Annotated in this window: 27 protein-coding genes and 1 tRNA gene; 15 read left to right on the top strand and 13 right to left on the bottom strand. The window is 72.7% G+C overall.

Annotation, left to right across the window (positions count from 1 at the left end; all coding sequences use genetic code 11):
- The first annotated feature begins 122 nt into the window (after nucleotides 1-122).
- The 5 genes from ACFYPR_RS14205 to ACFYPR_RS14185 are packed head-to-tail and all read left to right on the top strand — an operon-like array spanning nucleotide 123 to nucleotide 4,177.
- Nucleotides 123-674, top strand: coding sequence for a sigma-70 family RNA polymerase sigma factor (locus ACFYPR_RS14205; protein ID WP_355064704.1), 552 nt, complete (start codon nucleotides 123-125; stop codon nucleotides 672-674).
- The gene (locus ACFYPR_RS14200; RefSeq protein ID WP_387260287.1) at nucleotides 671-1,477 is read left to right on the top strand and encodes a hypothetical protein; all 807 of its coding nucleotides are present in this window, start codon (nucleotides 671-673) and stop codon (nucleotides 1,475-1,477) included. Before ACFYPR_RS14205 ends, ACFYPR_RS14200 begins: the two co-directional genes overlap by 4 nt.
- Nucleotides 1,478-1,488: 11 nt before the next feature.
- A complete protein-coding gene (locus ACFYPR_RS14195; RefSeq protein WP_387260284.1) occupies nucleotides 1,489-2,289 on the top strand; it encodes an ATP-binding cassette domain-containing protein in 801 nt (266 codons plus the stop codon).
- A complete protein-coding gene (locus ACFYPR_RS14190; protein ID WP_387260281.1) occupies nucleotides 2,286-3,608 on the top strand; it encodes a hypothetical protein in 1,323 nt (440 codons plus the stop codon). Before ACFYPR_RS14195 ends, ACFYPR_RS14190 begins: the two co-directional genes overlap by 4 nt.
- Nucleotides 3,605-4,177, top strand: a complete 573-nt coding sequence (locus tag ACFYPR_RS14185) for a hypothetical protein (RefSeq protein ID WP_387260278.1) — start codon at nucleotides 3,605-3,607, stop codon at nucleotides 4,175-4,177. The genes ACFYPR_RS14190 and ACFYPR_RS14185 overlap by 4 nt, the downstream gene beginning before the upstream one ends.
- An 11-nt stretch (nucleotides 4,178-4,188) precedes the next feature.
- Here ACFYPR_RS14185 and ACFYPR_RS14180 read toward each other — a convergent pair whose 3' ends face one another.
- The 3 genes from ACFYPR_RS14180 to ACFYPR_RS14170 form a co-directional block, all read right to left on the bottom strand.
- A complete protein-coding gene (locus ACFYPR_RS14180; protein WP_387260274.1) occupies nucleotides 4,189-4,446 on the bottom strand; it encodes a Txe/YoeB family addiction module toxin in 258 nt (85 codons plus the stop codon).
- Entirely contained in the window at nucleotides 4,443-4,718 is a 276-nt protein-coding gene (locus ACFYPR_RS14175; RefSeq protein WP_387260272.1) for a type II toxin-antitoxin system Phd/YefM family antitoxin, read from the bottom strand. The genes ACFYPR_RS14180 and ACFYPR_RS14175 overlap by 4 nt, the downstream gene beginning before the upstream one ends.
- Nucleotides 4,719-4,792: 74 nt before the next feature.
- A tRNA-Lys gene (locus ACFYPR_RS14170) sits at nucleotides 4,793-4,867 on the bottom strand.
- 208 nt (nucleotides 4,868-5,075) lie between these two features.
- Here ACFYPR_RS14170 and ACFYPR_RS14165 point away from each other — a divergent pair.
- On the top strand, nucleotides 5,076-5,378 hold the full coding sequence (locus ACFYPR_RS14165) for a hypothetical protein (RefSeq protein ID WP_387260270.1): 303 nt from the start codon (nucleotides 5,076-5,078) through the stop codon (nucleotides 5,376-5,378).
- 129 nt (nucleotides 5,379-5,507) lie between these two features.
- Nucleotides 5,508-6,590, top strand: coding sequence for an NAD-dependent epimerase/dehydratase family protein (locus ACFYPR_RS14160; protein WP_387260269.1), 1,083 nt, complete (start codon nucleotides 5,508-5,510; stop codon nucleotides 6,588-6,590).
- 112 nt (nucleotides 6,591-6,702) lie between these two features.
- On the opposite strand, the gene ACFYPR_RS14155 is transcribed toward ACFYPR_RS14160, so the two are convergent.
- The 4 genes from ACFYPR_RS14155 to ACFYPR_RS14140 form a co-directional block, all read right to left on the bottom strand.
- Nucleotides 6,703-7,899 (bottom strand): hypothetical protein, encoded by a 1,197-nt coding sequence (locus ACFYPR_RS14155; protein ID WP_387260633.1) that lies wholly within the window; start codon nucleotides 7,897-7,899, stop codon nucleotides 6,703-6,705.
- 116 nt (nucleotides 7,900-8,015) lie between these two features.
- Nucleotides 8,016-8,765, bottom strand: coding sequence for a ZIP family metal transporter (locus ACFYPR_RS14150; protein ID WP_387260267.1), 750 nt, complete (start codon nucleotides 8,763-8,765; stop codon nucleotides 8,016-8,018).
- A gap of 42 nt (nucleotides 8,766-8,807) precedes the next feature.
- A complete protein-coding gene (eis, locus tag ACFYPR_RS14145) occupies nucleotides 8,808-9,998 on the bottom strand; it encodes a GNAT family N-acetyltransferase (RefSeq protein WP_363935198.1) in 1,191 nt (396 codons plus the stop codon).
- An 81-nt stretch (nucleotides 9,999-10,079) separates the two neighbouring features.
- Complete coding sequence (locus tag ACFYPR_RS14140; protein ID WP_354853691.1) at nucleotides 10,080-10,799, bottom strand: protein phosphatase 2C domain-containing protein; 720 nt, start codon at nucleotides 10,797-10,799, stop codon at nucleotides 10,080-10,082.
- A 62-nt stretch (nucleotides 10,800-10,861) separates the two neighbouring features.
- Here ACFYPR_RS14140 and ACFYPR_RS14135 point away from each other — a divergent pair, with 62 nt between their 5' ends.
- Nucleotides 10,862-11,926 carry a LuxR C-terminal-related transcriptional regulator gene (locus tag ACFYPR_RS14135; RefSeq protein ID WP_354853694.1) on the top strand — a complete coding sequence of 355 codons (1,065 nt, stop codon included), beginning with the start codon at nucleotides 10,862-10,864 and terminating at the stop codon, nucleotides 11,924-11,926.
- A gap of 7 nt (nucleotides 11,927-11,933) precedes the next feature.
- Here the strand turns inward: ACFYPR_RS14135 and ACFYPR_RS14130 are convergent, their stop codons facing one another.
- Nucleotides 11,934-12,494, bottom strand: a complete 561-nt coding sequence (locus tag ACFYPR_RS14130) for a helix-turn-helix domain-containing protein (protein ID WP_387260265.1) — start codon at nucleotides 12,492-12,494, stop codon at nucleotides 11,934-11,936.
- 56 nt (nucleotides 12,495-12,550) lie between these two features.
- Here ACFYPR_RS14130 and ACFYPR_RS14125 point away from each other — a divergent pair, with 56 nt between their 5' ends.
- Nucleotides 12,551-13,804 (top strand): benzoate/H(+) symporter BenE family transporter, encoded by a 1,254-nt coding sequence (locus tag ACFYPR_RS14125; RefSeq protein ID WP_387260262.1) that lies wholly within the window; start codon nucleotides 12,551-12,553, stop codon nucleotides 13,802-13,804.
- Nucleotides 13,805-13,812: 8 nt separating this feature from the next.
- Here the strand turns inward: ACFYPR_RS14125 and ACFYPR_RS14120 are convergent, their stop codons facing one another.
- From ACFYPR_RS14120 to ACFYPR_RS14105, 4 genes are all read right to left on the bottom strand, one after another.
- Complete coding sequence (locus ACFYPR_RS14120) at nucleotides 13,813-14,181, bottom strand: hypothetical protein (protein ID WP_387260260.1); 369 nt, start codon at nucleotides 14,179-14,181, stop codon at nucleotides 13,813-13,815.
- A gap of 236 nt (nucleotides 14,182-14,417) precedes the next feature.
- Nucleotides 14,418-14,669, bottom strand: coding sequence for a hypothetical protein (locus tag ACFYPR_RS14115; RefSeq protein WP_354853705.1), 252 nt, complete (start codon nucleotides 14,667-14,669; stop codon nucleotides 14,418-14,420).
- A gap of 81 nt (nucleotides 14,670-14,750) precedes the next feature.
- Nucleotides 14,751-15,224, bottom strand: a complete 474-nt coding sequence (gene mscL / locus ACFYPR_RS14110) for a large conductance mechanosensitive channel protein MscL (RefSeq protein WP_387260257.1) — start codon at nucleotides 15,222-15,224, stop codon at nucleotides 14,751-14,753.
- A 39-nt stretch (nucleotides 15,225-15,263) separates the two neighbouring features.
- Nucleotides 15,264-15,980, bottom strand: coding sequence for an FCD domain-containing protein (locus ACFYPR_RS14105; protein WP_355064725.1), 717 nt, complete (start codon nucleotides 15,978-15,980; stop codon nucleotides 15,264-15,266).
- 176 nt (nucleotides 15,981-16,156) lie between these two features.
- Here ACFYPR_RS14105 and ACFYPR_RS14100 point away from each other — a divergent pair, with 176 nt between their 5' ends.
- Nucleotides 16,157-17,308, top strand: a complete 1,152-nt coding sequence (locus ACFYPR_RS14100) for an MFS transporter (protein ID WP_355064795.1) — start codon at nucleotides 16,157-16,159, stop codon at nucleotides 17,306-17,308.
- A gap of 13 nt (nucleotides 17,309-17,321) precedes the next feature.
- Here ACFYPR_RS14100 and ACFYPR_RS14095 read toward each other — a convergent pair whose 3' ends face one another.
- Entirely contained in the window at nucleotides 17,322-17,678 is a 357-nt protein-coding gene (locus ACFYPR_RS14095; RefSeq protein WP_007454464.1) for an STAS domain-containing protein, read from the bottom strand.
- A 166-nt stretch (nucleotides 17,679-17,844) separates the two neighbouring features.
- Between ACFYPR_RS14095 and ACFYPR_RS14090 the strand changes: the two genes are divergently transcribed.
- Genes ACFYPR_RS14090 through ACFYPR_RS14070 form a run of 5 tightly spaced genes read left to right on the top strand, consistent with a single transcriptional unit; the run spans nucleotide 17,845 to nucleotide 21,893 of the window.
- Complete coding sequence (locus tag ACFYPR_RS14090) at nucleotides 17,845-18,705, top strand: STAS domain-containing protein (protein WP_354853713.1); 861 nt, start codon at nucleotides 17,845-17,847, stop codon at nucleotides 18,703-18,705.
- The gene (locus tag ACFYPR_RS14085) at nucleotides 18,705-19,115 is read left to right on the top strand and encodes an STAS domain-containing protein (protein WP_354853715.1); all 411 of its coding nucleotides are present in this window, start codon (nucleotides 18,705-18,707) and stop codon (nucleotides 19,113-19,115) included. Before ACFYPR_RS14090 ends, ACFYPR_RS14085 begins: the two co-directional genes overlap by 1 nt.
- Complete coding sequence (locus ACFYPR_RS14080; RefSeq protein WP_354853717.1) at nucleotides 19,112-19,531, top strand: anti-sigma regulatory factor; 420 nt, start codon at nucleotides 19,112-19,114, stop codon at nucleotides 19,529-19,531. The genes ACFYPR_RS14085 and ACFYPR_RS14080 overlap by 4 nt, the downstream gene beginning before the upstream one ends.
- On the top strand, nucleotides 19,528-20,535 hold the full coding sequence (locus ACFYPR_RS14075; protein ID WP_387260631.1) for a SpoIIE family protein phosphatase: 1,008 nt from the start codon (nucleotides 19,528-19,530) through the stop codon (nucleotides 20,533-20,535). Before ACFYPR_RS14080 ends, ACFYPR_RS14075 begins: the two co-directional genes overlap by 4 nt.
- The gene (locus tag ACFYPR_RS14070; RefSeq protein WP_354853723.1) at nucleotides 20,532-21,893 is read left to right on the top strand and encodes a sensor histidine kinase; all 1,362 of its coding nucleotides are present in this window, start codon (nucleotides 20,532-20,534) and stop codon (nucleotides 21,891-21,893) included. The genes ACFYPR_RS14075 and ACFYPR_RS14070 overlap by 4 nt, the downstream gene beginning before the upstream one ends.

The following is a 21,893-nucleotide window of genomic DNA, read 5'->3' as shown; positions in this document are numbered from 1 at the left end:
CGTCAACCTAACCAGCGGACCCGTGGCCGTGCAACGCCATTGACGTCGACCGGGCCGACGTCGGTGACGGCGGTCACACCGATGCGGGACCCGATCACGAGGGGGTCGTCGTCTTACCTGATGTGAGACGAAGTCTGGACGCGGCCGACGAGCAGGAACTCGTACGCCGCGTGGCCCACGGTGACCGGCGGGCCTTCGACGAGCTCTACCGGCGCACCGCACCCTGGCTGGAGGTGCGGCTGCGGCGTCGGTGCGCCGACCCGGACGTGGTCGCCGACGTCCTCCAGGAGACCTACCTGACCCTCTGGCGGGCGGCCGGCAGCTTCGCCGGCGACCAGGTCAGCGGCAGCGCCGTCGGCTGGTTGTGGACCATCGCCGCGCACCGCCTGGTCGACGCGTTCCGGCGTCGCTCCCGGCAGGCGCGGATGCCGCAGGTGCACCCGGTCGAGACGGTCGTGCCCGCCGCCGAGGACGAGGTGCTGGCCGGCCGGGTCGGGCAGGAACTCGAACAGGCCCTCGCGGTGCTGGCGCCCGAGGTCCGCGCGGTGCTGCGCGCCACCGTCCTGGACGGCTTCACCGTCCGCGAGACGTCCGTGCTGCTGGGCGTACCCGAGAACACCGTCAAGTCCCGGATCCGCCGCGCCCGGATCGTCCTGCGGGAGGCCCTGTCATGACCACGCATCCCACCCTGAACGACATCGACCGCTACGCCGACTTCGATCCCGGCCTCGACGAGGCGACCGTCTGGTCGATCGAGGTGCACCTGGAGGACTGCGCCGACTGCCGCGCCCGCCTGGCCGGCAGCACCACGGCCGAGTCGCGCGCCCTGGTCGCCGAGGTCGCGGCAGCCGTCGACCGTGGGATCGCCGCCGGCCCCGCCCCACGGTCCAGGGCCTTCTTCCGTACGCCGGTACGGCAGCGCTGGTTCGTGGCGGCGCTGCTGCCGTGGGTCGCCATGACCGCCGGCGTGCTCGGCACCGCGGCCCTGCTCACGTACTTCCTGTCCGAGTTGCCGTCGATCGTGTTGCTGCTCGCGCCCCTGGCGCCGCTGCCCGGGGTCGCGGCGGCCTGGAGCAGACGCGCCGACCCGGCCTGGGAGCTGATCATCGGCACCCCCTCCGCCGGTCTGACGATGCTGTTGCGCCGTACCGCAGTGGTGCTCGTCCTCGTCATCCCGGTGCTCGCCGCGTTCGCCGCCCTCGGCGCCAGCCGGGCGAACCCCGCGCTGATGCTCCTGCCGTGCCTGGCCTTCACCGCCGCCACGCTGCTGCTCGGCTCCCTCGTCGGCGTTCACCGCGCCGCGATCGGCCTGATGGTGGCCTGGGCCGCCGCCGTGGTCGCGCCCAGCCTCGCCACCGCCGAACTGCCGGTGCTCCTGGAACCGGCGGCCACCGGCGGGTGGGCGGTCGTCACTGTCGTGCTGGCCGCCCTGACCCTCCTGCGCGCCAACAGCTTCCGGCGCCTCACCTCGTTCTGAAGGGAACCACCATGCGAGCGGTGAGCACGGCCGAAACGGCCGCCACCATCCACCCCTGGGCCATTCACGCCGAGGCGCTGAAGGTGCGGGCCGGCCGCCACCTGGCCGTCGACGGGCTCGACCTGAGCCTGGGCACCGGCGTGCACGGCCTGCTGGGGCGCAACGGCGCGGGCAAGACGACGTTGATGCGTGCCCTCGCCACGGTGCTCAAGCCGGCCGGAGGTCGGCTCACCCTGCTCGGCAGTTCGGTCGACGGCCGCGCCGACCTGCGCCAGGCCCGGCGCGCGCTGGGCTACCTGCCGCAGCACTTCGGCTACTACCCGCGGTTCACGGTGCGCGAGTTCGTGTCGTACCTGGCCTGGTTGAAGGAGATGCCGAAGCCCGACATCCCGGCGGCCACGCAGCGCGCGATCGACCGCGTGGGACTCAGCGCCAAGGCCGACGCCCGCCTCCGGACACTCTCCGGCGGGATGCTGCGCCGGGCCGGCGTCGCCCAGGCCATCGTCAACGACCCGCAGGTGCTGCTGCTGGACGAGCCGACCGTCGGCCTCGACCCCGAACAGCGCCTCGACCTGCGCGAGCTGCTGCGCGACCTGGGCACGGACGCCTGCGTACTGGTCTCCACCCACCTCGTCGAGGACGTGGTCGCCGCCTGCACCGAGGTCGTGCTGATCAACGAGGGCCGGCTGGTGTGGCAGGGCACACCCGCCGCCCTGGCCACCCAGGGCGACGAACACCACCCGGGCGACAGCCCCGCCGAACGCGGCTACTCGGCCCTGCTCCGCCGCCACCACGCGGAGGCCGCCCGATGAGTGTCCTGAGGATCGAACTGCGGCGCTCCACCGCGGCCGGCGCTGCCCTGCTCGCGTTGGCGGTCGGCGTCGCCGCCCTCTACATCGCCCCGGGGCGCTGGTCGGAGGGCTGGATGTCCCTCACGCTGACCGTGAAGGAGTACATGATCCTGCTGTGGCCGATCGCCCTGGCCGCCGGAGCGTGGCAGGGCCGCCGCGAGCACCGGGCCAAGGTCGGCGAACTGTTCGCCACCACACCCCGGTCCCGCATCCGCCGGATGCTGCCGGTCCTCGTCGCGATGGGATCCTCGGTCGGGCTCGCCTTCCTGCTCGTGGTCGCCGCGGGCGGCCTGCGGATCGCGTCGACCGCCGCCTACTTCCCGCCGGACGTCGTCGCCATCACGCTGGTCGGCGCGCTCTGCCTCGTCGCGGCGGCCTGGCTCGGCCTGGGCATCGGGCGGCTGCTGCCCACTCTGGTGACCGCACCCGTGCTCGCCGTGGCAGGTGTGCTGCTGGTCTTCTTCACCGTGATCATGCGGCCCGACTGGATGGGCGCGATCCTGTCGCCCGCCTACGGCAGCACCCCGTTCTACCCGTTCCAGACCATCGACCCGCGGGTCACCGCCGTGCTCGCCCTCTTCATGGGCGGGCTCGCGCTGACCGGCGTACTCCTGCTGGTCGCCGGGGGCCGACGGGCCTCGGTGGCCGCCGTGCTGCCGGTGCTGCTCGGCTTCGGCGCCGCGGCGGCGATCGTCCCCCGCGACGACGCAGCCCTCGTCGCACCTGTCGACCCCGTCGCCCGCGAACTCGTCTGCACCGACGACGCGCCGAAGGTCTGCGTCACCCGAGTCCACGCGAACGTGCTGGATGCGCTGACCCCCCTCGCCCGCCAGGGCCTGTCCGTCCTCGCGAAAATGCCGAACGCCCCCACGCAGGCGCACGAGGACAGGCGGGCCCTATTCCTCGAGGACGCGCCCGCCCGCGACGCCGACATCGTCACGATCGACGTCCGGATCGACGACCACGGCGGCCTGGCCCACCCCGACGCCGTGGTCCCCGAGATGGTCTTCGGCCTTGGCACCGGGTACGGCAACGGGGAATGCGAGCGCAACGGCGCGGTCGAACGAGCAGCCGCCTACCACCTGCTCGGCCGCGAGCCGGTCTCCGACGTCGGCGTGATCCCCGAGATGATCGAGGAGGATCCGCAGCTCAACGCCGAGGCGGCCACCCTGTGGCAGGGCCTGCAGAAGCTACCGGCACCGGAGGCGATCGCCCGCGTGACGGCGGTACGCGACGCGATCCTGGCCTGCCAGGACACCACCGGACTGCTGTCGCGATGACCCTCCACCTACGCGCACGACGCGTACCCCTGGCACTGGCCGCGTCCGTCGGCGCCGCAGCGCTGATCTGGGCGCTGTGGCTGACCCTCTCGAAGGAGCGCGACGCCATCCTCCTGCTCGTCGTACTGACGGTCATGCTGATGGTGGCGGTCCTGTCGACCACGCTGGCCGCTCCGGACGAAGACCTGGAACGCACTGCCGCACTGCACTGGCCGTGGCGCCGAGCCGTGCATCTGCTGGCCGCGCTGGCGGTCGTACTCGTCGTGCTGCTCGCCACTCAGCCCACCGGCGCCCGTTTCGGCCCCGCCGCGCTGGTGGTCCGCGACTCCGCCGGCCTGCTCGGCCTGACCGCCCTCTGCGCGGCGGTCGTGGGCGCGGCCCGCGCCTGGTTCCTCCCCATGGGCTGGGCGGTCGTCGCCGCCATGTTCCCTCAGCCGAGCACGTGGGGCGCGTTCGCCACCTGGCCGGGACAACCCCACACCAGCCGGCCGGCGGCGTCGGTCGCGGCCGTCCTGGCGGTCACCGGCCTGGTGACGTACGCGATGCGCGGAGCCGCCCGACGCGAGTGACTGGCCGTCCGCTACCGGTCCACGTAGTGGTACCGGCAGGCGATGATCTCGACGTCGTCCTTGGTGACCCGATACACCAGCCGGTGTTCGCGATCGATCCGGCGGGACCAGAAGCCGGACAGCTCTCCTCGAAGGGGTTCCGGCTTGCCGATGCCCTCGTATCCGTTGCGCATCACGTCCGCGATGAGATCGTTGATCCGTTTGACCAACTTGCGGTCGGTGTGGCTGAGGTACTGGTTCCAGGCCGTCTCGGTGAAGACCAGCCTCACGCGATGTCCCGGACGGTGGCCGGGTCGATCAGGTCCCGCTCGACCGCGTCGCCCTCCTCAAGCTCTGCCATCGAGCGGCGCAGGGCTGCGGCGTTGGCCGGGTTGCGAAGGAGGTACTCGGTCTCCTTCATCGACTCGTACTCCGCAAGTGGCACGATCACCACGGGCTCGTGTCCGGACCGGGTCACCACTACTTCCTCCGCGTCGTTGATGACGCTGTCGAGTTCGGCGGCCAGGTTCTGTCGAAGCTGGGTGAAGTTCACGGTCCGCATGACCACCTCCAGGGCAAGTACAGAAAACTGTACCTCGCATAGGTGACCCGGGGAGACTCTCACAGAAGATCAACTGGTGGGCCGCCAGGGACTCGAACCCTGAACCTATGGATTAAAAGTCCACAGCTCTGCCATTGAGCTAGCGGCCCGCGCGCTCAGGTTACCTGACAGTCAGCGTCGCTGACTCTCGGCTTCCAGCCGGCCGTCGATGCCTGGCGAGCCCAGGTGATCAACACCAGGTCGGCGAGGTGGCGGTGTCCGGGGCGGTGGATACCGCCGTGTCGGGGAGGTGGAGTGGATCAAGACGACCTCACTCCGCCGTGTGTGGCGAGGGACGGCTGGGGAATGGGGACGGGCATGAGCGCGAGCGGCAGCCCGGCGGTGGCGGCTTCCGGGGAGGAGATCGGGCCGGACGGCGTACGTCAGCCGGGCGGGGAGGTGCACGCGTGGCTGCCCGGCCAGAACCAGACCGTCTGCGGTCTGGCTCTCAGCCGGACCCGGCTGCGCCGCTTTCCGCACGTGCGCTTCGACTATCTGGGTACCGACGTGCTCACCGAGGCGGACGCGGTGGGCTGGGTCTGCCCGCGTTGCCTGGCGGCCACCCTCGGTCGCCGCGGCAAGGAGAAGCACGGCTGGGTCCGCGACTCGCCGCGCCCTTGATCGACTCGGGTTCTGGGAAGTCGGGCTGTCCCGCCCACGCCGATACCCCGACGTGCAGGAAGCCGAGTGGATCAAGGGCGCGGCGCGCGGCAGCGGTTGACCGGCTGCTGGACGGGTACGGGGTCGGGCATGCGGATCGTGGTGGTGGGGGCGAGTGGCAACGTCGGCACGTCGGTGCTGCGGCGGCTGCGCCGGGAGCGGGGCGTGGAGCTGGCCGGGGTGGTCCGGCGGTTGCCCGGCCCGGATGCCGGTACGCCGTACGAGCAGGTGGAGTGGCACTCCTGCGACATCGGTGCGCCGGGCGCGGTGGGCCAGCTCGCCGAGGTGTTCGCGGGAGCGGACGCGGTGGTGCACCTGGCCTGGCAGATCCAACCCAGTCACGACCGGCGGGTGCTGCGCCGGACGAACGTCGACGGCAGTCGGGCGGTGTTCGAGGCGGTGGCGCGGGCCGGGGTGCCCGCTCTGGTGTACGCCTCGTCGGTCGGCGCGTACGCGCCCGGCCCGAAGGACCACCCGATCAGCGAGCGGTGGCCGGCCACCGGAGTGTCCGGCTCGTCGTACAGCGAGCACAAGGCCGAGGTCGAGGCGCTGCTGGACGGACTGGAGCGGGAGCACCCGACGCTGCGGGTGGTTCGCCTGCGGCCCGGTCTGATTTTCCAGCGGGACGCCGGTACGGAGATCACCCGCTATTTTCTCGGCCCGTTGGCGCCGGTACGACTGCTGCGCTTCGGCCGGATACCGCTGGTGCCGACCAACCGGCGGCTGCGGATGCAGGCGGTCCACGCCGACGATGTGGCTGACGCGTACGCCAGGGCGGTTCTGGGTGATGCGCGCGGCGCGTTCAACGTCGCCGCGGACCCGGTGCTGACCCCGGAGCTGGTGGCTCGGCACTTCCACGGCTGGACGGTGCCGGTCGCCGCTCCGGTGCTGCGGGTGGCGGCGGCGCTGACCTGGCGGGCGCGGTTGCAGCCGGTCGACGCGGGCTGGGTCGAGTTGGGCCTGAACGCGCCACTGATGTCCAGCGAGCGGGCCGAGACCGAGCTGGGTTGGGTACCCAAGATCGACGCTTTGACCGCGCTCAAGGAGCTGTTCGTCGGCATGGCCGGCGGCGACCACACGGCCAGCCCGCCGCTCTCCGCGGCGCGCACCCTGCCCGGCCGCCCCGCCGGCCTCCTGCACGCCCACCCGCCAGGCGAGAAGAACCCCTACTGACGCGGTGATCAAGAGCTTTGGGTCAGAAAACCCGGCCTCGGTGACCCGAACCTCTTGATCACCTCCGACAGGCCGTCAGGCGGCCAGGCGCGGGCGGTCAGAGGGCGGGCGGTCAGGCGGGCTTGGGGCCGATGACCTCGGGGTTGCGGGCGCCCAGGAAGAAGATGCCGCGGTAGCCGGGGGTCTCGAACTTGCCGCTCGGGTTGCGGCGCAGCGGGGAGTTTTCGATCTTCATCGTGCCGGTGCGGTTGTTGCTGACGAAGAAGATCGCGCCGCCGCCCTCGTTGGCCTTGTTGTTCTCGATGACGGTGCCGGCGATCCGTACGGTGAACTCGTTGCCGTCGCAGTAGATCGCGCCGCCGCTGCCGCCGCCGGGCGTGCCGGACTTGGCCGGGTTGGCGCCGCTGCCGATCGCCTCGTTGTTCCTGAGCAGGCTGTTGAGCACCACCCACGACACGCCGATGCTGCTCAGCGCCCCTCCGTTGGAGCAGGAGCCGCCGTCGAAGGTGCTGCTCACGACGTACACCGGCTTGTTCTCGTACTGGCTCAGCACCCGGACGGCCGCACCCCCCAGGTCCGGGCCGGTACGGTCGCAGCGGTTGTGGACGAAGCGCGAGTTGACCACCTTGAGCCGCCCGCCGCGGACGAAGATCGCGCCCCCGCCGCCGCCCTCGGTCCGGTCGCCCGTGGAGTTGCCGTCAGCGAAGGTCAGGTTCTGCACGGTGAGCTGCGGGTGGTCCTGGTTCTGGCAGTGCGAGGTGGTGAAGCCCTGGGCCTCGTCGCAGGTGTTCATGTAGAGGATGCGGCGCTGCCCCTGGCCGCTCAGCGTCACCCGGCCGCCGCCGTCGAGCACGATCTTCGGCCCGTTGGCGTTGCGGATCTTCGCGGTGGCGGCCATCTTGATCGTCACCGGGGCCGGTCCACAGTTGAACGTGATGACGCCGCCGGCGGCCACGGCCTTCACCACCGCCGCCGAGGTGCAGCTCGCCGGGGTGCCGGTGCCGATGGTGCGGGTCGGCTTCGACGTGTCCACCGCGCGCGCCTCGGTCGGCACTGTGGCGTGGCCGTTCGGGTTGCCGGCCGCGAGCGCCTTGGCGGCCGGGGTGGTCGGCTTCGGGCTCGCGCTGGCCCCGGGGCCACCGAGACCGTCCCGGCCCACCGGTGCGACACCCTGGTCGCCCGTCGAGAGGACGTCCGGCGTGGCCCCCGGGGTGGCCGACGCGCCGGCCGGAGCCGGATCGGTGGACCCGCAGGCGGGCAGGGTCGCGGTGGCGACACCGAGGACGAGCAGAGCGGCAAGCGACGTCATGCGCACCCCGGTGATGCTAGGAGCCCCGACGGCGTCACGACGAATCCGCCGTGCCGGTTTAATGCGCCGCTAAGCAATGCCGCTCGCCGGCGGTCGACTCACGCAGCCCTTCGCGCTCACGCGTGGGAGAGCGCGAAGGCCGTCAGGAAGCCGGCGACCGTGATGAGGCCGACCAGCAGGTGGGCGTTCTCGAACGCCTCCGGGACCATCGTGTCGGTGATCATGGCGAGGATCGCCCCGCCGGCCAGCGCGGTGATGGCGGCCAGCACCTCCGGCGGTGCGCCGCCCAGCAGGGTGTTGCCGAGCAGCGCCGCCACACCGCTGATCAGCGCGATCCCGGTCCACAGCAGGAAGACGTACCGCCGGGTGCGGCCCGCCTGGCGCATGCCGGCCGCGCTGGACAGCCCCTCCGGGACGTTGCTGAGGAACACCGCCGCCACGGTGACCAGGCTGACCGTGCCGCCGGCGAGCAGGCTGGCGCCGATCACGACCGATTCCGGTACGCCGTCCAGCAGCGCCCCGACCGCGATCGCCGACCCCGAACCGGGCTGCTCACCCTCGGAGGGCTGCTGGTCGCCCGAGCGCTTCCGGTTCCGCGCACCGTGTCGGGCGAGGCCCACATTCGCCAGGGTGTAGACGATCGCGCCACCGGCCGCGCCGAGCACGGTGGGCAGCATCCCGCCCTGCTCGTGGGCCACCTGGATCAGCTCGTACGAGACGGCGGAGAGCAGCACCCCCGCGCCGAACGCCATGATCGACGCGGTGATCCGCTGCGGCACCCGGACGAAGAAGCCGACCGCCGCCCCGATCAGCAGGGCCGACCCGGCCAGCAATCCCCATCCACCCGCCTGCAACCACTCCGGCATTCCGGGGACCGTACCCGCTGGACCGAGGTCGGCAAACCGCGTTCAGAAGTCGGCGAAGAGGTACGGCACCCGGCGCCCGAAGATGTCGCGCAGCTCGGTGGCCGCGTCTGCCGGCACGTCGCCCAGCCCTCGCAACGGCAGCTCGGCCGGGTCCAGCACCCCGTACGCCAGGGCGGACAGCCCGGCCGCGGTCAGCGTGGCCGTCGGCGTGCGGCCGCTGTCGTCGGAGACCAGTTCCAGCGCGCCGGTCGTACCGTCGAGCAGATGGGTGCCGGCCAGCCACCGGTCCCCGGTCAGTTCGACCCGGACCCGGCCTGGGCCGGCGGGCAGCCCGTGCAGCGCGTCCAGCGACAGCAGCCGGGCCATCGGGGCGGACGAGCCCGGCCGGCCCACCCGCGCCTCGACGTGCACGTCCAGGTCGGTCAGCCACAGCTCCGGCAACTCGTCGGGCGGGACCTGGACGGTGACGCGCTCGACCTGGTCGACGTGCCGGGCGAAGAACTGCAACAGCAGCGTACGGGCGAGGGGGTCGGCGACCAGCAGTTCGTTGCCGATCAGCGTGCCGCCGTGGTCGTCGATCCGGTACGTGACAGCGCCGGTGACCTCACCGGCCACCCGGGCGGTGACCAGCCAGTACTCGTCCCGGTCGCGCAGGCCGGCCGCCCGGTGGTCCGGGAACACCGAGAAGCCGTGCCGGGTCTGCAGGCAGCGCTCGGTGAACGCCCGCCACGCGGGATAACCGGCGGCGATCCGCTCCCAGCCCACCTCGCCGGGCAGCTCGGCGCGGACGAGTGGGCCCAGGTCGGCCGGGGAGAAGGCGACCGTACGCGGCTTGGGCAGCCCGACGTAGCCGAACCGGGCGTAGAAGCTGGGCCGGAACGGGTAGAGCGCGCTGAGCACGTGCCCCTCGTCGCGCATCTCGTCGAGGAGCTGGTGCAGCAGCCTGCGGACGTGCCCCTGCCGGCGGGCCAGCGGATGGGTGGCCACCCCGGCGACACCGGCCATCGGCAGCACCACGCCGCGCAGGTTCTGCCGCATGCCGATGGCCGAGACGGCGGCCAGGGTGGTGCCGTCCTCCTCGACGATCAGCGTCCGGTTGCCCTGGTTGTAGGGCAGGTAGTCGCGGAACTCCTCCACCCGGGCGGCACTGAGCGGCGATGCCTCGAAGGCGTACGCGGCCAGCGGGAAACTCGTCGTGAGACGTTCGTCGGCGGTCACCCGTCGGATGGTCATCCGCCCATCTCAACCCGCCGCGCAGGTCGCAGCAACTGGATTGGCCCGATCCGCGCGGGCCACCGGCAGGCCACGCGTGGGTCAGCGGGTCGTGACGTCGGAGACGACGACTGTGACGTTGTCCGGGGCGCCGGCGTGGTGGGCGAGCTTCACCAACTGCTCACCGCACTGCTGCCGGTCGGCGTACATGCCCAGCGTCGTCGCGATGGCCTCGTCCTCGACGTAGTCGGAGAGCCCGTCGCTGCACAGCAGCAACCGGTCGCCGGGGACCACAGTGAGCACGCCGACGGCCGGCGGGGTGTCGGCGCCCTGCACGGCCCGGGTCACCAGGGACCGCTGCGGGTGGTGCCGGGCCTGCTCGGGGGAGAGCGTGCCCTGGTCGACAAGCGCCTGCACGAACGTGTCGTCCCGGGTGAGCTGGGTCAGCTCCCCGTCGCGCAGCAGATAGCAGCGGGAGTCCCCGACCTGGGCCAGCACCAGCGTCTCCCCGGCCAGCAGCGCGGCGGTGAGCGTGGTGCCCATCCCCTCGCGGGCCGGGTCGACGGTGATCGCGGCGTGGATGCGCTGGTTGGCGGTGCTGACCACGGCACGGAGGGCGTCGGCGGCCCCGTCCGGGTCGGTGGGCGGGGCCAGCTCGTCCAGGATCCGGATCACGATCTCGCTCGCCACCTCGCCCGCGGGCAGCCCGCCCATGCCGTCGGCGACGGCGATCAGGCGGTCACCGGCGAGGGCGGAGTCCTCGTTGTTGGTGCGGACCAGGCCGATGTCGTTGAGGATGACCGAGCGGAGGATCAGCGTCATGGTGTCAGCTTGCCAAGAACACCCTGCCTTCGTCTCTACGCACTACTGCGTAGGGTTGAGAAATGATGCCGGTGTCCATGGTCGGACGCGCCGGCGAGCTCGCCGAGCTCGACCGGGCATGGTCCGCCGTGGCGGCCGTACGCCGCTCGGCGCCTGCCGTCGCGGTGCTCACCGGAGCGGCGGGGGTGGGCAAGAGTCTGCTGGTCGCGGCCGCTGTGGACGCCTTCGCGCCGCGTCCCGCGCTGGTTCTCTCCGGTGCCGCCCGGGTGCACGGCCCGGCCCCGTACGACTGGCTGGCGGCGGTGCTCACCGGTCGGGACACCAGCCGGCTCGGCCTGCCGTCGGACGCGCTGGCCTGGCTGGCCCAGCAGCCCACCGCGCCCCGCGAGCGGTACGCCCCGGGCACCCTGCTCCGCCTCGCCGTGCGGACCGTCCAGCTGCTGGTCGGCGCCGGCCCGGCCGTGCTGGTCGTGGACGACCTGCACGCGCTCGACCCGGCCAGCGTCAACCTGGTCGGGGAGTTGGCCACCGTCGCCGACCTGCCCGCCCTGCTCGTGGTGGCCAGCCGACCGCCGGCCGAGGCGGTGGCGCCGGACCTCACCCGCCGCGCGCTGGCCCGGCTCAGCGGCGTGCGCGGCGCCGTCCGCCAACATCTTGGCCCGCTGCGCCCGGCCGAGGTCGCCGAGGTGCTGACCCAGGTGTACGCGGGCAGCACCCCGTCCGGTCGGCTGGTCACCTCCCTCTGGCGCTGCACCGGCGGCAACCCGTACGCGCTTACCGAACTGCTGGCCGCACACGCGTCGGAGGGACCGGAGGCGTTGCTGCGGCGGCTGCCCGGCCCGCGTCCGCCACGTCAGCCGACCGCGCCGCGCGCTCCGGCGTCGGCGGCCGATGCGGTCGTCGACGTGCCGCTCGACCCGGAGTTGACCGCCCGCGAGGTCGAGGTGCTGGGCTGCCTGGTCGCCGGGATGTCCAACAAGCAGGTGGCGAAGGCGCTCGGCATCTCGGTGCGGACGGTCACCGTGCACGTGTCGAACCTGCTGCGCAAGACCGGCTCGGTGTCGCGTACCGAGGTGGCGCTCTGGGCGGTCCGGCACCGGCTGCCGGTGCCCGCCCCGGTGGACTGAGTCGGGTTCAGCGGCGCGGGTAGCGCAACAGCAGGCTCGCGGCGACCTCGTCGTCGCCCACCGCCGCGTAGCTGTGCGGCACGTCGGAGACCCAGCGCAGGTGACCGCCGGCCGGGGCGGTCAGCGGCGCGTCGGCCGGGCCGGCCCGCAGTACGCCGGCGAAGACGGTGACGTGTTCGGTGACGCCCGGTTGATGGGCGGGGGAGATCTGCACGACGCCGGGTGCGACGCGCATCCGGTACAGCTCGTAGGTCGCGTCGGTGTCGTCGAACACCTCCAGCAGGGTGGCGGTGACCGCGGCGCCGTGCACGGTGGGCTTGGCGGCCGGCTCGGCAAGCAGCGCGGTGAGCGGCACGCCGAGCTGTGCGGTGACCCCCCAGAGCGTCTCCAGTGTCGGGTTGCGGGTGCCGTTCTCCAGGCCGGAGAGGGTGGCCTTTCCGACGCCGGCGAGCCGCGCCAGTGTGGACAGCGAGATCCCCCGCTCCTCCCGCAGGGCACGGACCCGTCGGCCGACGACGGCGGGATCCACGTCGAGGCCCGGACGGCGCGCTGGTGGTGGGTGCGGCACCCGGCTATCGTGCTACACGCTGTCGTTCCGTAAACGGAACGCTTGGGGAGGTCGGGATGGCGGGACGGGCGCAACCGGTGCTGGCCGGCGTCGTGACCGCGCTGGTGGGCTTCGCCAGCTCGTTCACCGTCGTGCTGGCCGGGCTCCGCGCGGCGGGCGCGTCGGACGCGCAGGCGGCCTCCGGCCTGCTGGCTCTCTGCGTGGCGTGCGGGCTCGCCGCCGCCTGGCTGGGCTGGCGGCACCGGATCCCGATGAGTGTGGCCTGGTCGACGCCGGGCGCGGCGCTGCTGGTGGCGACCGGGCCGCCGACCGGCGGTTGGCCGGTGGCGGTGGGCGCCTTCCTCGTCTCCGGGGCGCTGATCGTCGCGGCCGGGCTCTTCCCGCCGCTGGGCCGGGCGGTCGCCGCGATCCCCAAGCCGGTGGCCGGCGCGATGCTCGCCGGTGTGCTGCTGCCCCTGTGCACCGCCCCGGTCCGCGCGCTCGTCGAGCTGCCCCGGGTGGCCGGCCCGGTGGTGCTCGGCTGGCTGCTGCTGCACCGGTTCGCCCGCCGCTGGGCCGTGCCCGGCGCGCTGCTGGTGGCGGTGGTGGCGATCGCGCTGACCGCGCCGCCGGCCGGCCTGAGCGGTGCCACGCTGACCCCGTCGCTCGCCCTGACCGTGCCCGCCTGGAACGCGTCCGCGCTGGTCGGGCTCGCCCTCCCGCTGTTTCTGGTCACGATGGCGGCGCAGAACGTGCCAGGCATGGCGGTGCTGGTCGGCTACGGCTACCGGCCGCCGTTCGGGGCGGCGCTGCGGGCCACGGGTCTGGCCAGCCTGCTGGCCGCCCCGGCCGGCGGGCACGCGGTGAACCTCGCGGCGATCACCGCCGCGCTGGCCGCCGGCCCCGACGCCCACCCGGACCCGGAGCGCCGGTGGGTCGCCTCGGTCACCGCCGGGCTCGGGCTGGCCCTGCTCGGGCTGGGCGCCGGCGTGGCCACGGCCCTGGTCGCGGTCGCGCCGCCGATCCTCATCGAGGCGGTCGCCGGTCTGGCCCTGCTGGGTGCGCTCGCCACCGCGCTCGCCGCGGCGGTGACCGACCCGGCGACCAGGGAGGCCGCCGTGGTCACCTTCGTGGTGACCGCCTCCGGGGTGACGCTGATCGGCGTGGGCGGCGCGTTCTGGGGGCTGGTCGCCGGCTGCCTGATGCTGCTGCTCTTCCACCGCCGCCAACCCGCGCCGCCCGCCGCGCTCCCCGTGCCCTCGGCGGAGAGATCAACACCAGTTCAGGGGAGTGACGCCATCCCCGCCGACCGGACACCGCAACATCACTGACCCGGCGGTCACTCCTCGGGTGGCAGGTCGGCCACGCCGACCGTGAGGCGTACCCGGCCCTCCGCGACGGCGGCGATCCGGTCGGCCGGCACGTAGACGGCACCGACGGCCGAGTCGGTGGAGACCTTCAGGTAGCCGGTGTGCAGCAGCCGCGCCGCCAGGTCGGCCGGAACGTCCGGCTCGTCGACAGCCGTCGCCTCGATCAGCTCGTCCAGGCTGCTGCCCGGGTCGGCGGTCGGTGTCTGCACGGTCACCGCGTTGGGGTCGCCCCGCTGGACGAGGTCCACGGTCCCGACCTCGGTGCCGGCGGAGTCGATCACCGACATCCCGGTGGTGATCCGCGAGATGGTCGCCTGCTGCTCGTCCTGCTGGTCCATCCCTCAGCGGTTCCCGGGGTCGTGCGCGGCTAAACGCCGTCGGCCTGCTGGTGGCCGGCGCGGAGGCGAGAGGTCCGGAGAGCGGTATACCTCAGAGGAATATTCATACCTCAGAGTCATAACCGTCGAAGGCAATACCGCCTCCAAGGCTCTGCGACGATGGCGGGCGACAGACCGGGATACGAGCGCTCCACCGCGCACCTGCGCCACCCGCGCACCGCGCACAGCCCGCCCATTCAGCTGTTCGGGAGCGTCCAGCTGCCCGGTGGGCGCGGGGACAGTTCCCGCCAGGTGTCCGGGCCGTCGAGCAGCGCCCGGACGGTCTCCTCGGCCTCGTCCGCGCTGCCGTACTCGTAGAAACGGGAGATGCCCTCAGCGCCGCCGGCCCGCTGCTCGACGTGCCACCGGTCGGCGTCCACCCGCAGGAAGACGTCCCGCCGGGCCAGTCGCCCCCACTTCCCGTTCCACCAGTGCTTTCGCTGCTCCATGGCGGGACTCTATCGAACACACGTACGAGAAGGTGCGGCCCCTGCGGGAATCCCGCAGGGGCCGATGTGCATCCGTTCGGGTCAGCGCGGCGCCGGCGGTTCGGTGCGGCGGCCCAGCACGTCGTCCAGCGCCCCGCGCTGCTGCCCCGGCGTGGTGTGGCCGGCGGAGACCAGGGCGTCCCGGATCTCGGTGAGCAGCTTGACCTCCTCGCTCGGCGCCGAGGGCGGCGGCTCCTCGCCCCGCTTGCGCCGCTCAGCCAGCCGGTTCATCGGGTAGACGACCAGGAAGTAGAGCGCCAGCGCGGTCAGCAGGAAGGTGATCACCGCGTTAACGAACGCCACCCAGTCGAACGGGATCTCCCGGAACGTGGGGACCGAGCCGGTGAGGCCGTTCTTGTTCCCGGTGATCAGCACGATGATCACCCGGACCAGCGGTTCGAGGAACGATTTGGTGAGTTGGGTGACCACGCCCGTGAACGCGGCGCCGATGACGACACCGACCGCCAGGTCGACGACGTTGCCGCGCATGATGAAATCTTTGAAGCCCTTGAGCATCCGTACTCCCGAGGTGTCCGGTCTTCCGTCCGGCACAACCTATGCCCCGGGGGCGGGCTCCAGAAAAGCGCCGGCTTCGATAGCCGCCCGGCCCGCGTCGCCGGCCCGGATCGCCTCGACCAGCCGGGTGTGGTCGACGTAGCGCTCGGGCGTGAGCGCGCCTCCCATCGCCTGGGCGACGGTGCTGCGCAGGGCCGCGCCGACCGAGGCGTACAGCTCGGCGAGCATGGTGTTGTGCGCGGCGGCGACCACCGCGACGTGCAGGGCCGCGTCGGCCTCGACGAACGCGTCGACCCGGCCGCCGCGCCAGGCCGCCTCGCGCTCGGCGAGCGCGCCGTCGAGGGCCGCCAGGTCCTCCGGTGTACGCCTCAGCGCGGCGAGCCGGGCGGCCTCCACCTCGAACGCGCGCCGGACCTCGATGACCTCGGTCATCCGGTCGTCGCCGAGTCGGCGGGCCACCACCGGCGCCAGCTCGTCGGTGGACACCACGTACGTGCCGGAGCCCTGCCGGCACTCCAGCACCCCGGCGTGCACGAGGGCGCGGACGGCCTCGCGGACCGTGTTGCGCCCGACACCCAGCGCGGCGACCAGCTGTGGCTCGGTGGGGATGCGCCCGCCGATCGGCCACTCGCCGCCCAGGATCCGGGCCCGGAGCTGCTCGATGGTCTGCCGGACGCGGTGCCCGCGCGGCGGCACGGCGGCCTGGTCGCGGGGCGGCGCCGACGGCGCGGAGGGGGAATCGACCGACGGTGGCACTGGTTACATCACCGGCCCTAAATTCATCCCATGATTGTAGGTTAGAGGTCATGACCCCGCCACCCACCGCCGCTCCGGCCCCGCCCGCTCCCGCCGCCGTCGACATCCGCCCGACGCGCGACCCCGGGGGCCGGCGGACGCACCCGGCGACCGGTGGCGCGCTCGTGCTGGTCGGGATGCTGCTGGTCGCGCTGAACCTGCGTGCCGTGGTCACCAGCCTCGGCGCCCTGCTCGACGAGGTCCGCGACGGGCTGGGTCTCTCCGGCACCATGGCCGGTCTGGTCACCACCCTGCCGACCATCGCGTTCGCCGGCCTGGGCGCGCTCACCCCGTGGCTGGTCCGCCGGGTGGCACCGGCCCGGGTGCTGGTGGTCGCCATGCTCGCCCTCGCCGTTGGCCAGGTGCTGCGGGTCGCCACCGACTCGGCCTTGATCTTCGTGCTCACCAGCGCGCTGGCGCTGTCCGGCATCGCGGTCGCCAACATCCTGCTGCCGATGCTGGTCAAGCAGCACTTCCCGCACCGCACCGGCCTGGTCACCGGGGCGTACACCATGACGTTGACGGTGGGCACCACGGTGGCCGCCGCCTCCGCGGTGCCGATCGCGCACGCCTTCGGGTCCTGGCGGGCCGGGCTCGGCGTCTGGGCCGCGATGGCCGCGGTGGCCGTACTCCCGTGGGTGCCGCTGGCGCTGCGGACCCGGGCGGGCGCGCGGCGGGCGACTCTGACGGCGGCCGTCGCCACGCCGGCGCGGGTCCGGCCGGCGCGGACCCGGCTCGGTTGGGCGATGGCCGTCTACTTCGGGGCGCAGTCGCTCAGCGGGTACGCGATCATGGGCTGGCTGGCCCAACTCTTCCGCGACGCCGGTTACCATCCGGAGTCGGCCGGGCTGCTGCTCGCCGGGGTGACCGCGCTCGGCGTGCCGATCGCGTTGCTGATGCCCACCCTGGCCGGTCGGCTGGGCAGCCTGCGTCCGCTGGTGCTCGGGTTGACCACCGCTTCCGCGCTGGCCTACCTGGGGTTGGCGCTCGCACCGCACGGCGCCGCGCTGCTCTGGGTCGCCCTCCTGGCGATCGGCCAGGGCGCGTTCCCGATGATCCTGACCGCCATCGGCCTACGCGCCCGCACCGCCGAGGGGACCGTCGCGCTCTCCGGGTTCGCGCAGAGCACCGGGTACGTGATCGCCGCCCTCGGCCCGCTGCTGGTCGGCATCCTCTACGAGGCCACCGGCGGCTGGACCGCGCCGATCGGGTTCCTGCTGGTCGCACTCGCCGTGCAGACGACTGCGGGCATGGCGATCGCTCGTCCCCGGTACGTCGAGGACGAGTAGGTCGCGACAGCGATCAGGAGGACGCCGGGGTGGGTTCGCCGGCGACGGCCTCATCCACCGTCGGGTAGGTGTGCAGCACCTCGACGAGCCCGCTCACCTCGAGGATGCGCAGCACCCCGCGCTGCGGAGCGGCCAACCGCACCACACCGCCGGCCTCGTCACAGCTGTTCTTGGCGCGAACGAACACCGACAGACCGGTCGAGTCGCAGAACGAGACGTCCGCCAGGTCGAACACCAGCCGGTTACGGCCCTTGTCGAGCAGGTCGGTGATCTGATCCTGCAACTGCGGTGCGGTTGCCATGTCCAGCTCGCCCGCGACTGACACGACGACCACGTCGCCGCGTTGTTCCGTGTGCACCGTCAGGGACATTCGCCAGACCTCCTGTTATCGGGGGAACGGTATCCCACGACCGTGATCCGACGCAGGACGGGAGCCGGCATCCGGTGGCCATCATCATTCCATTGCTACGGAGCAAGTAGTTGCGCGGACCCCGGTGATAGAGTCCGGCCGGTCCAGGTCGAGGGGGGTTTTCACGATGGCGTTGAACGCCGAGGAAAGTGGTCGGCTCGCCGCGCTGCTGGGCGGGCATGCCGAGCAGGTCACGCAGCGGTGGACCGACATCGTTGCCAGCTCGCTGCGGGGTCGGCTGAGTCACGCCGAGCTGCGCCGGCAGGTCGAGGACCTGCACCGTGCCATCGTCGGCACCGGTGAGCAGGGCACGATCGACCTGTCCGCCGAGCACGCCGCGGAACTGCGCGCCACGCTGTCCGAGCTGTCCCGGGGCAGGGCCCGGCAGGGCTTCTCCGCCACCGAGACGACGATCAGCGTCTTCGCGCTCAAGGACGTGCTGGCCGACCTGGTGCAGGAGTCCGGCGGCGCCAACGCGCTGCACGACTACGTCGCCTTCTCCAAGCTGGTCGACGAGCTGGGCCTGTTCACCTTCGAGAGCTTCGTGCGCACCCGCGAGAGCCTGATCGCCGACCAGGCCGAGCAGCTGCTTGAACTCTCCACCCCGGTGGTCAAGCTCTGGGAGGGCGTGGTCGCCGTCCCGCTGGTCGGCACCCTGGACTCGGCCCGCGCCCAGGTGGTCATGGAGCGGCTGCTGCAGACCCTGGTCGACACCGGCTCCCCGTACGCGATCATCGACATCACCGGCGTCCCGGCCGTGGACACCCAGGTCGCCCAGCACATCCTGAAGACCGTGGTGGCCGCCCGGCTGATGGGCGCCGACTGCATCATCTCCGGCATCCGTCCGCAGATCGCGCAGACCATCGTGGCGCTCGGCATCGAGTTCGGCGACATCGCCACCAAGGCGAGCCTGGCCGACGCGCTGCGGCACGTGCTGCGGCTCAACGGGGTGGAGACCGCCCGTCGCCAGCCACGCCGGGGCGTCTGATGGAGCGCGTGCCGATCCTCAAGATCGGTGACATCCTGCTCGTCTCGATCCAGCTGGACATGTCCGACCAGACGGCGGTCCAGCTCCAGGACGACCTCGCCGAGCGGATCGTGGCCACCGGCTGCCACGGCGTCATCATCGACATCACGGCGCTGGACATCGTCGACTCGTTCGTCGGGCGGATGCTCTCCACCATCGCGTCGATCTCCAAGGTGCTCGACGCCGAGACGGTGGTGGTCGGTATGCGACCCGCCGTCGCCATCACCCTTGTCGAACTGGGGCTGTCGCTGAACGGCATCCGTACCGCGCTGAACGTCGAGCGCGGCATGGAGCTGATCGCGGCGGCCCGCGCCGACGAGCTCGACCTGCAGCTCGACGACGATCCGGACGCCGAGACGGCCACGCCGTGACCGCGGGCGTCGACCTGGGCCAGCCGCAGGCGCAGTCGGTCCGCAGCGATGAGGACGTGGTCCGCGTCCGGCAACTGGTCCGCACGGTGGCGGTCGCCGTCAAGCTGTCGCTCGTCGACCAGACCAAGGTGGTCACCGCGGCGAGCGAGCTGGCCCGCAACACCCTGGTGTACGGCGGCGGCGGCACCGTGGAGGTGACGATCGTGGACAACGGTCGTCGCAAGGGCGTCCGGATCATCTTCGCCGACTCCGGCCCCGGCATCGCCGACCTCAACCTGGCCCTGACCGACGGCTACACCACCGGCGGCGGCCTCGGCCTCGGGCTCAGTGGGTCCCGGCGACTGGTCGACGAGTTCGAGATCGAGACGTCGGCGGAGGCCGGCACGCGCATCACGGTGACCAAGTGGTCGCGGTGAACGGGGACCCGGTCACCGACAGCGGCATCTGGTTCCGGGTGGAGGCCGGCAGCACCGCCAGCGCCGTACGACGGGCCGCGGAACGCCTCGGCGAGCAGATCGAGATGGGTGCGGCGCGCATCGCCGACCTGGCCATCGTCGCCGCCGAGTTGACCAGCAACCTCGTCAAGCACGCCGACAACGGTGTCCTGCTGCTCCGGCCGGTCCGCCGCGCCGGGCAGGCCGGCGTGGAGCTGGTGGCCATCGACTCCGGGCCCGGCATGGCCGACCTCGCCGTCTCGTCCCGCGACGGGCACTCCACCACCGGCACGCTCGGCATCGGCCTGGGCGCCATCGTCCGGCAGGCGAGCTGGTTCGACGGGTACTCCCTGCCCGGCCGGGGCACCGTCCTCGCCGTGCAGGTCTGGCCGGCCGAACCGGCCCAACCGTCCTGGGCCGGCGCGCTCGCCCGGCCCATTTCCGGCGAGACGGTCAGCGGCGACGGGTACGCCGTCCGGATCGCCGACGGCCGGCACCAGGTGCTGGTCAGCGACGGGCTGGGGCACGGGCCGCTGGCCGCTGCCGCCACCGAGGCGGCGCTCGCGGCCTTCCGCGACGCCCCGGCCAGCCCACCGGCAGCGGTGGTCAGTCACCTGCATCGGAGCATGTCGCACACCCGCGGCGCCGCGCTCGCGGTCGCCGAGCTGGCGGCCGGCGTGCTGCACTACGCCGGGCTGGGCAACATCAGCGGCGTGATCGTCGAGGGCGACGGCCAGCGCCGGGGGCTGGTGTCGCTGCCCGGCATCGCCGGGCACCAGCGGCCGACGGTCCGGGGCTACGACTACCCGTTCGGGCCGGGCGCCCGGCTGGTGATGCACAGCGACGGCGTGGCCGACCGTTGGCGGTTGACCGACTACCCGGGCCTCGCCGAACGATCCCCGCTGGTGATGGCGGCGACCCTGCTGCGCGACGCCGGCGTCCGACGCGACGACGCCTGCGTTCTGGTCGCGAGGTCGTGGGCATGAGCGCGGAGCCGGCCGCGCCGCCGCTGCTGCAGATGGCGCTGCGGGTCGAGCAGGACATCTTCGTCATCCGCCAGCGTGGCCGCGAGGTGGCCAACGTGGTGGGCCTCGAACGCCAGGACCAGGTCCGGATCGCCACCGCGCTCAGCGAGGTCGCCCGGGACCTGCTGCGTACGACCGGCGGCGCGGACGTCACGTTCCACATCGACGCGGGATCCGACGGCCGGTTCCACCTCCGCGCCGACCTGGCCCCGGTGGCCCCGCTGCCCGACGGCCGGTACGAGCCGCAGTCGGGTGCGGTCTCCCGACTGGTCGACACACTGAGCGTGTCGACCGTCGAGGGGGTTACGGTCGTACGGATGTCCCGAAGAGTCCCGGCCAACGCGCCGACACCAACTCCGGAGCGGCTGGCCGAGTTCCGTGCGGAACTCGGCCGCACCGCCCCGGCCAGCGCGCTGGATGAGCTGACCGTGCAGAACGGCCAGCTCATCGCGGCACTCGACGAGGTACGCAGCCAGCGCGACGAGCTGGCCGTGCTGAACGAGGAGCTGGCCGAGACCAACCGCGGCGTGCTGGCGCTCTACAACCAGCTCACCGAGGAGTTGGAGGAGACCAACCGGGGGGTGGTCGCTCTCTACGCCGAGCTGGACGAGAAGTCGGCCCAGCTGCGCGCCGCGAGCGAGTCGAAGAGCCGCTTCCTGGCCAACGTGAGCCACGAGCTGCGCGCCCCGGTCACCGCGATCATCGGGTTGGGGCGTCTGCTCGCCGACTCCGCCTCCGACCCGCTCACCGCCGAACAGGCCCGCCAGGTGGGCCTCATCCGCTCGTCGGCGGAGGACCTGCTCGGGCTGGTCAACGAACTGCTGGATCTCGCCAAGGCGGAGTCGGGCCGTATCGAGCCGGACTGGGCGGACGTGGATCTGCGCCCGGTCTTCGGCCAACTGCGCGGCACCATGCGGGCGCTGGCCACCCGGCCGGAGGTGGAGCTCACCGTGGAGGAGCCGACCGCGCCGGCCGTGCTCCGCACCGACGAGGTGCTGCTCGGCCAGGTGCTGCGCAACCTGCTGCACAACGGGTTGAAGTTCACCGAGCGTGGCGAGGTGCGCTTGCGCGTCCGGCAACGCGACGACCGGTGGAACTTCGAGGTCAGTGACACCGGCCCGGGCATCGCGCCCGAGATGCACGATCGGATCTTCGAGGAGTTCTACCAGGTGCCGGGGGCGACCCGGGTCGGTGGCACCGGCCTCGGCCTGCCGTACGCCCGGCGGCTGGTGACCCTGCTCGGGGGCACGCTGGAGCTGGCCAGCGAGCCGGGCCGGGGCAGCACATTCACTGTCTCCCTGCCCACAGGCGGAGCGTGA

The sequence above is a fragment of the Micromonospora sp. NPDC005254 genome (assembly GCF_042872525.1).
GTDB lineage: Bacteria > Actinomycetota > Actinomycetes > Mycobacteriales > Micromonosporaceae > Micromonospora.
The sequence above is the reverse complement of the archived record's forward strand: the minus strand, read 5'-3'. Positions and strand labels throughout refer to the sequence as shown.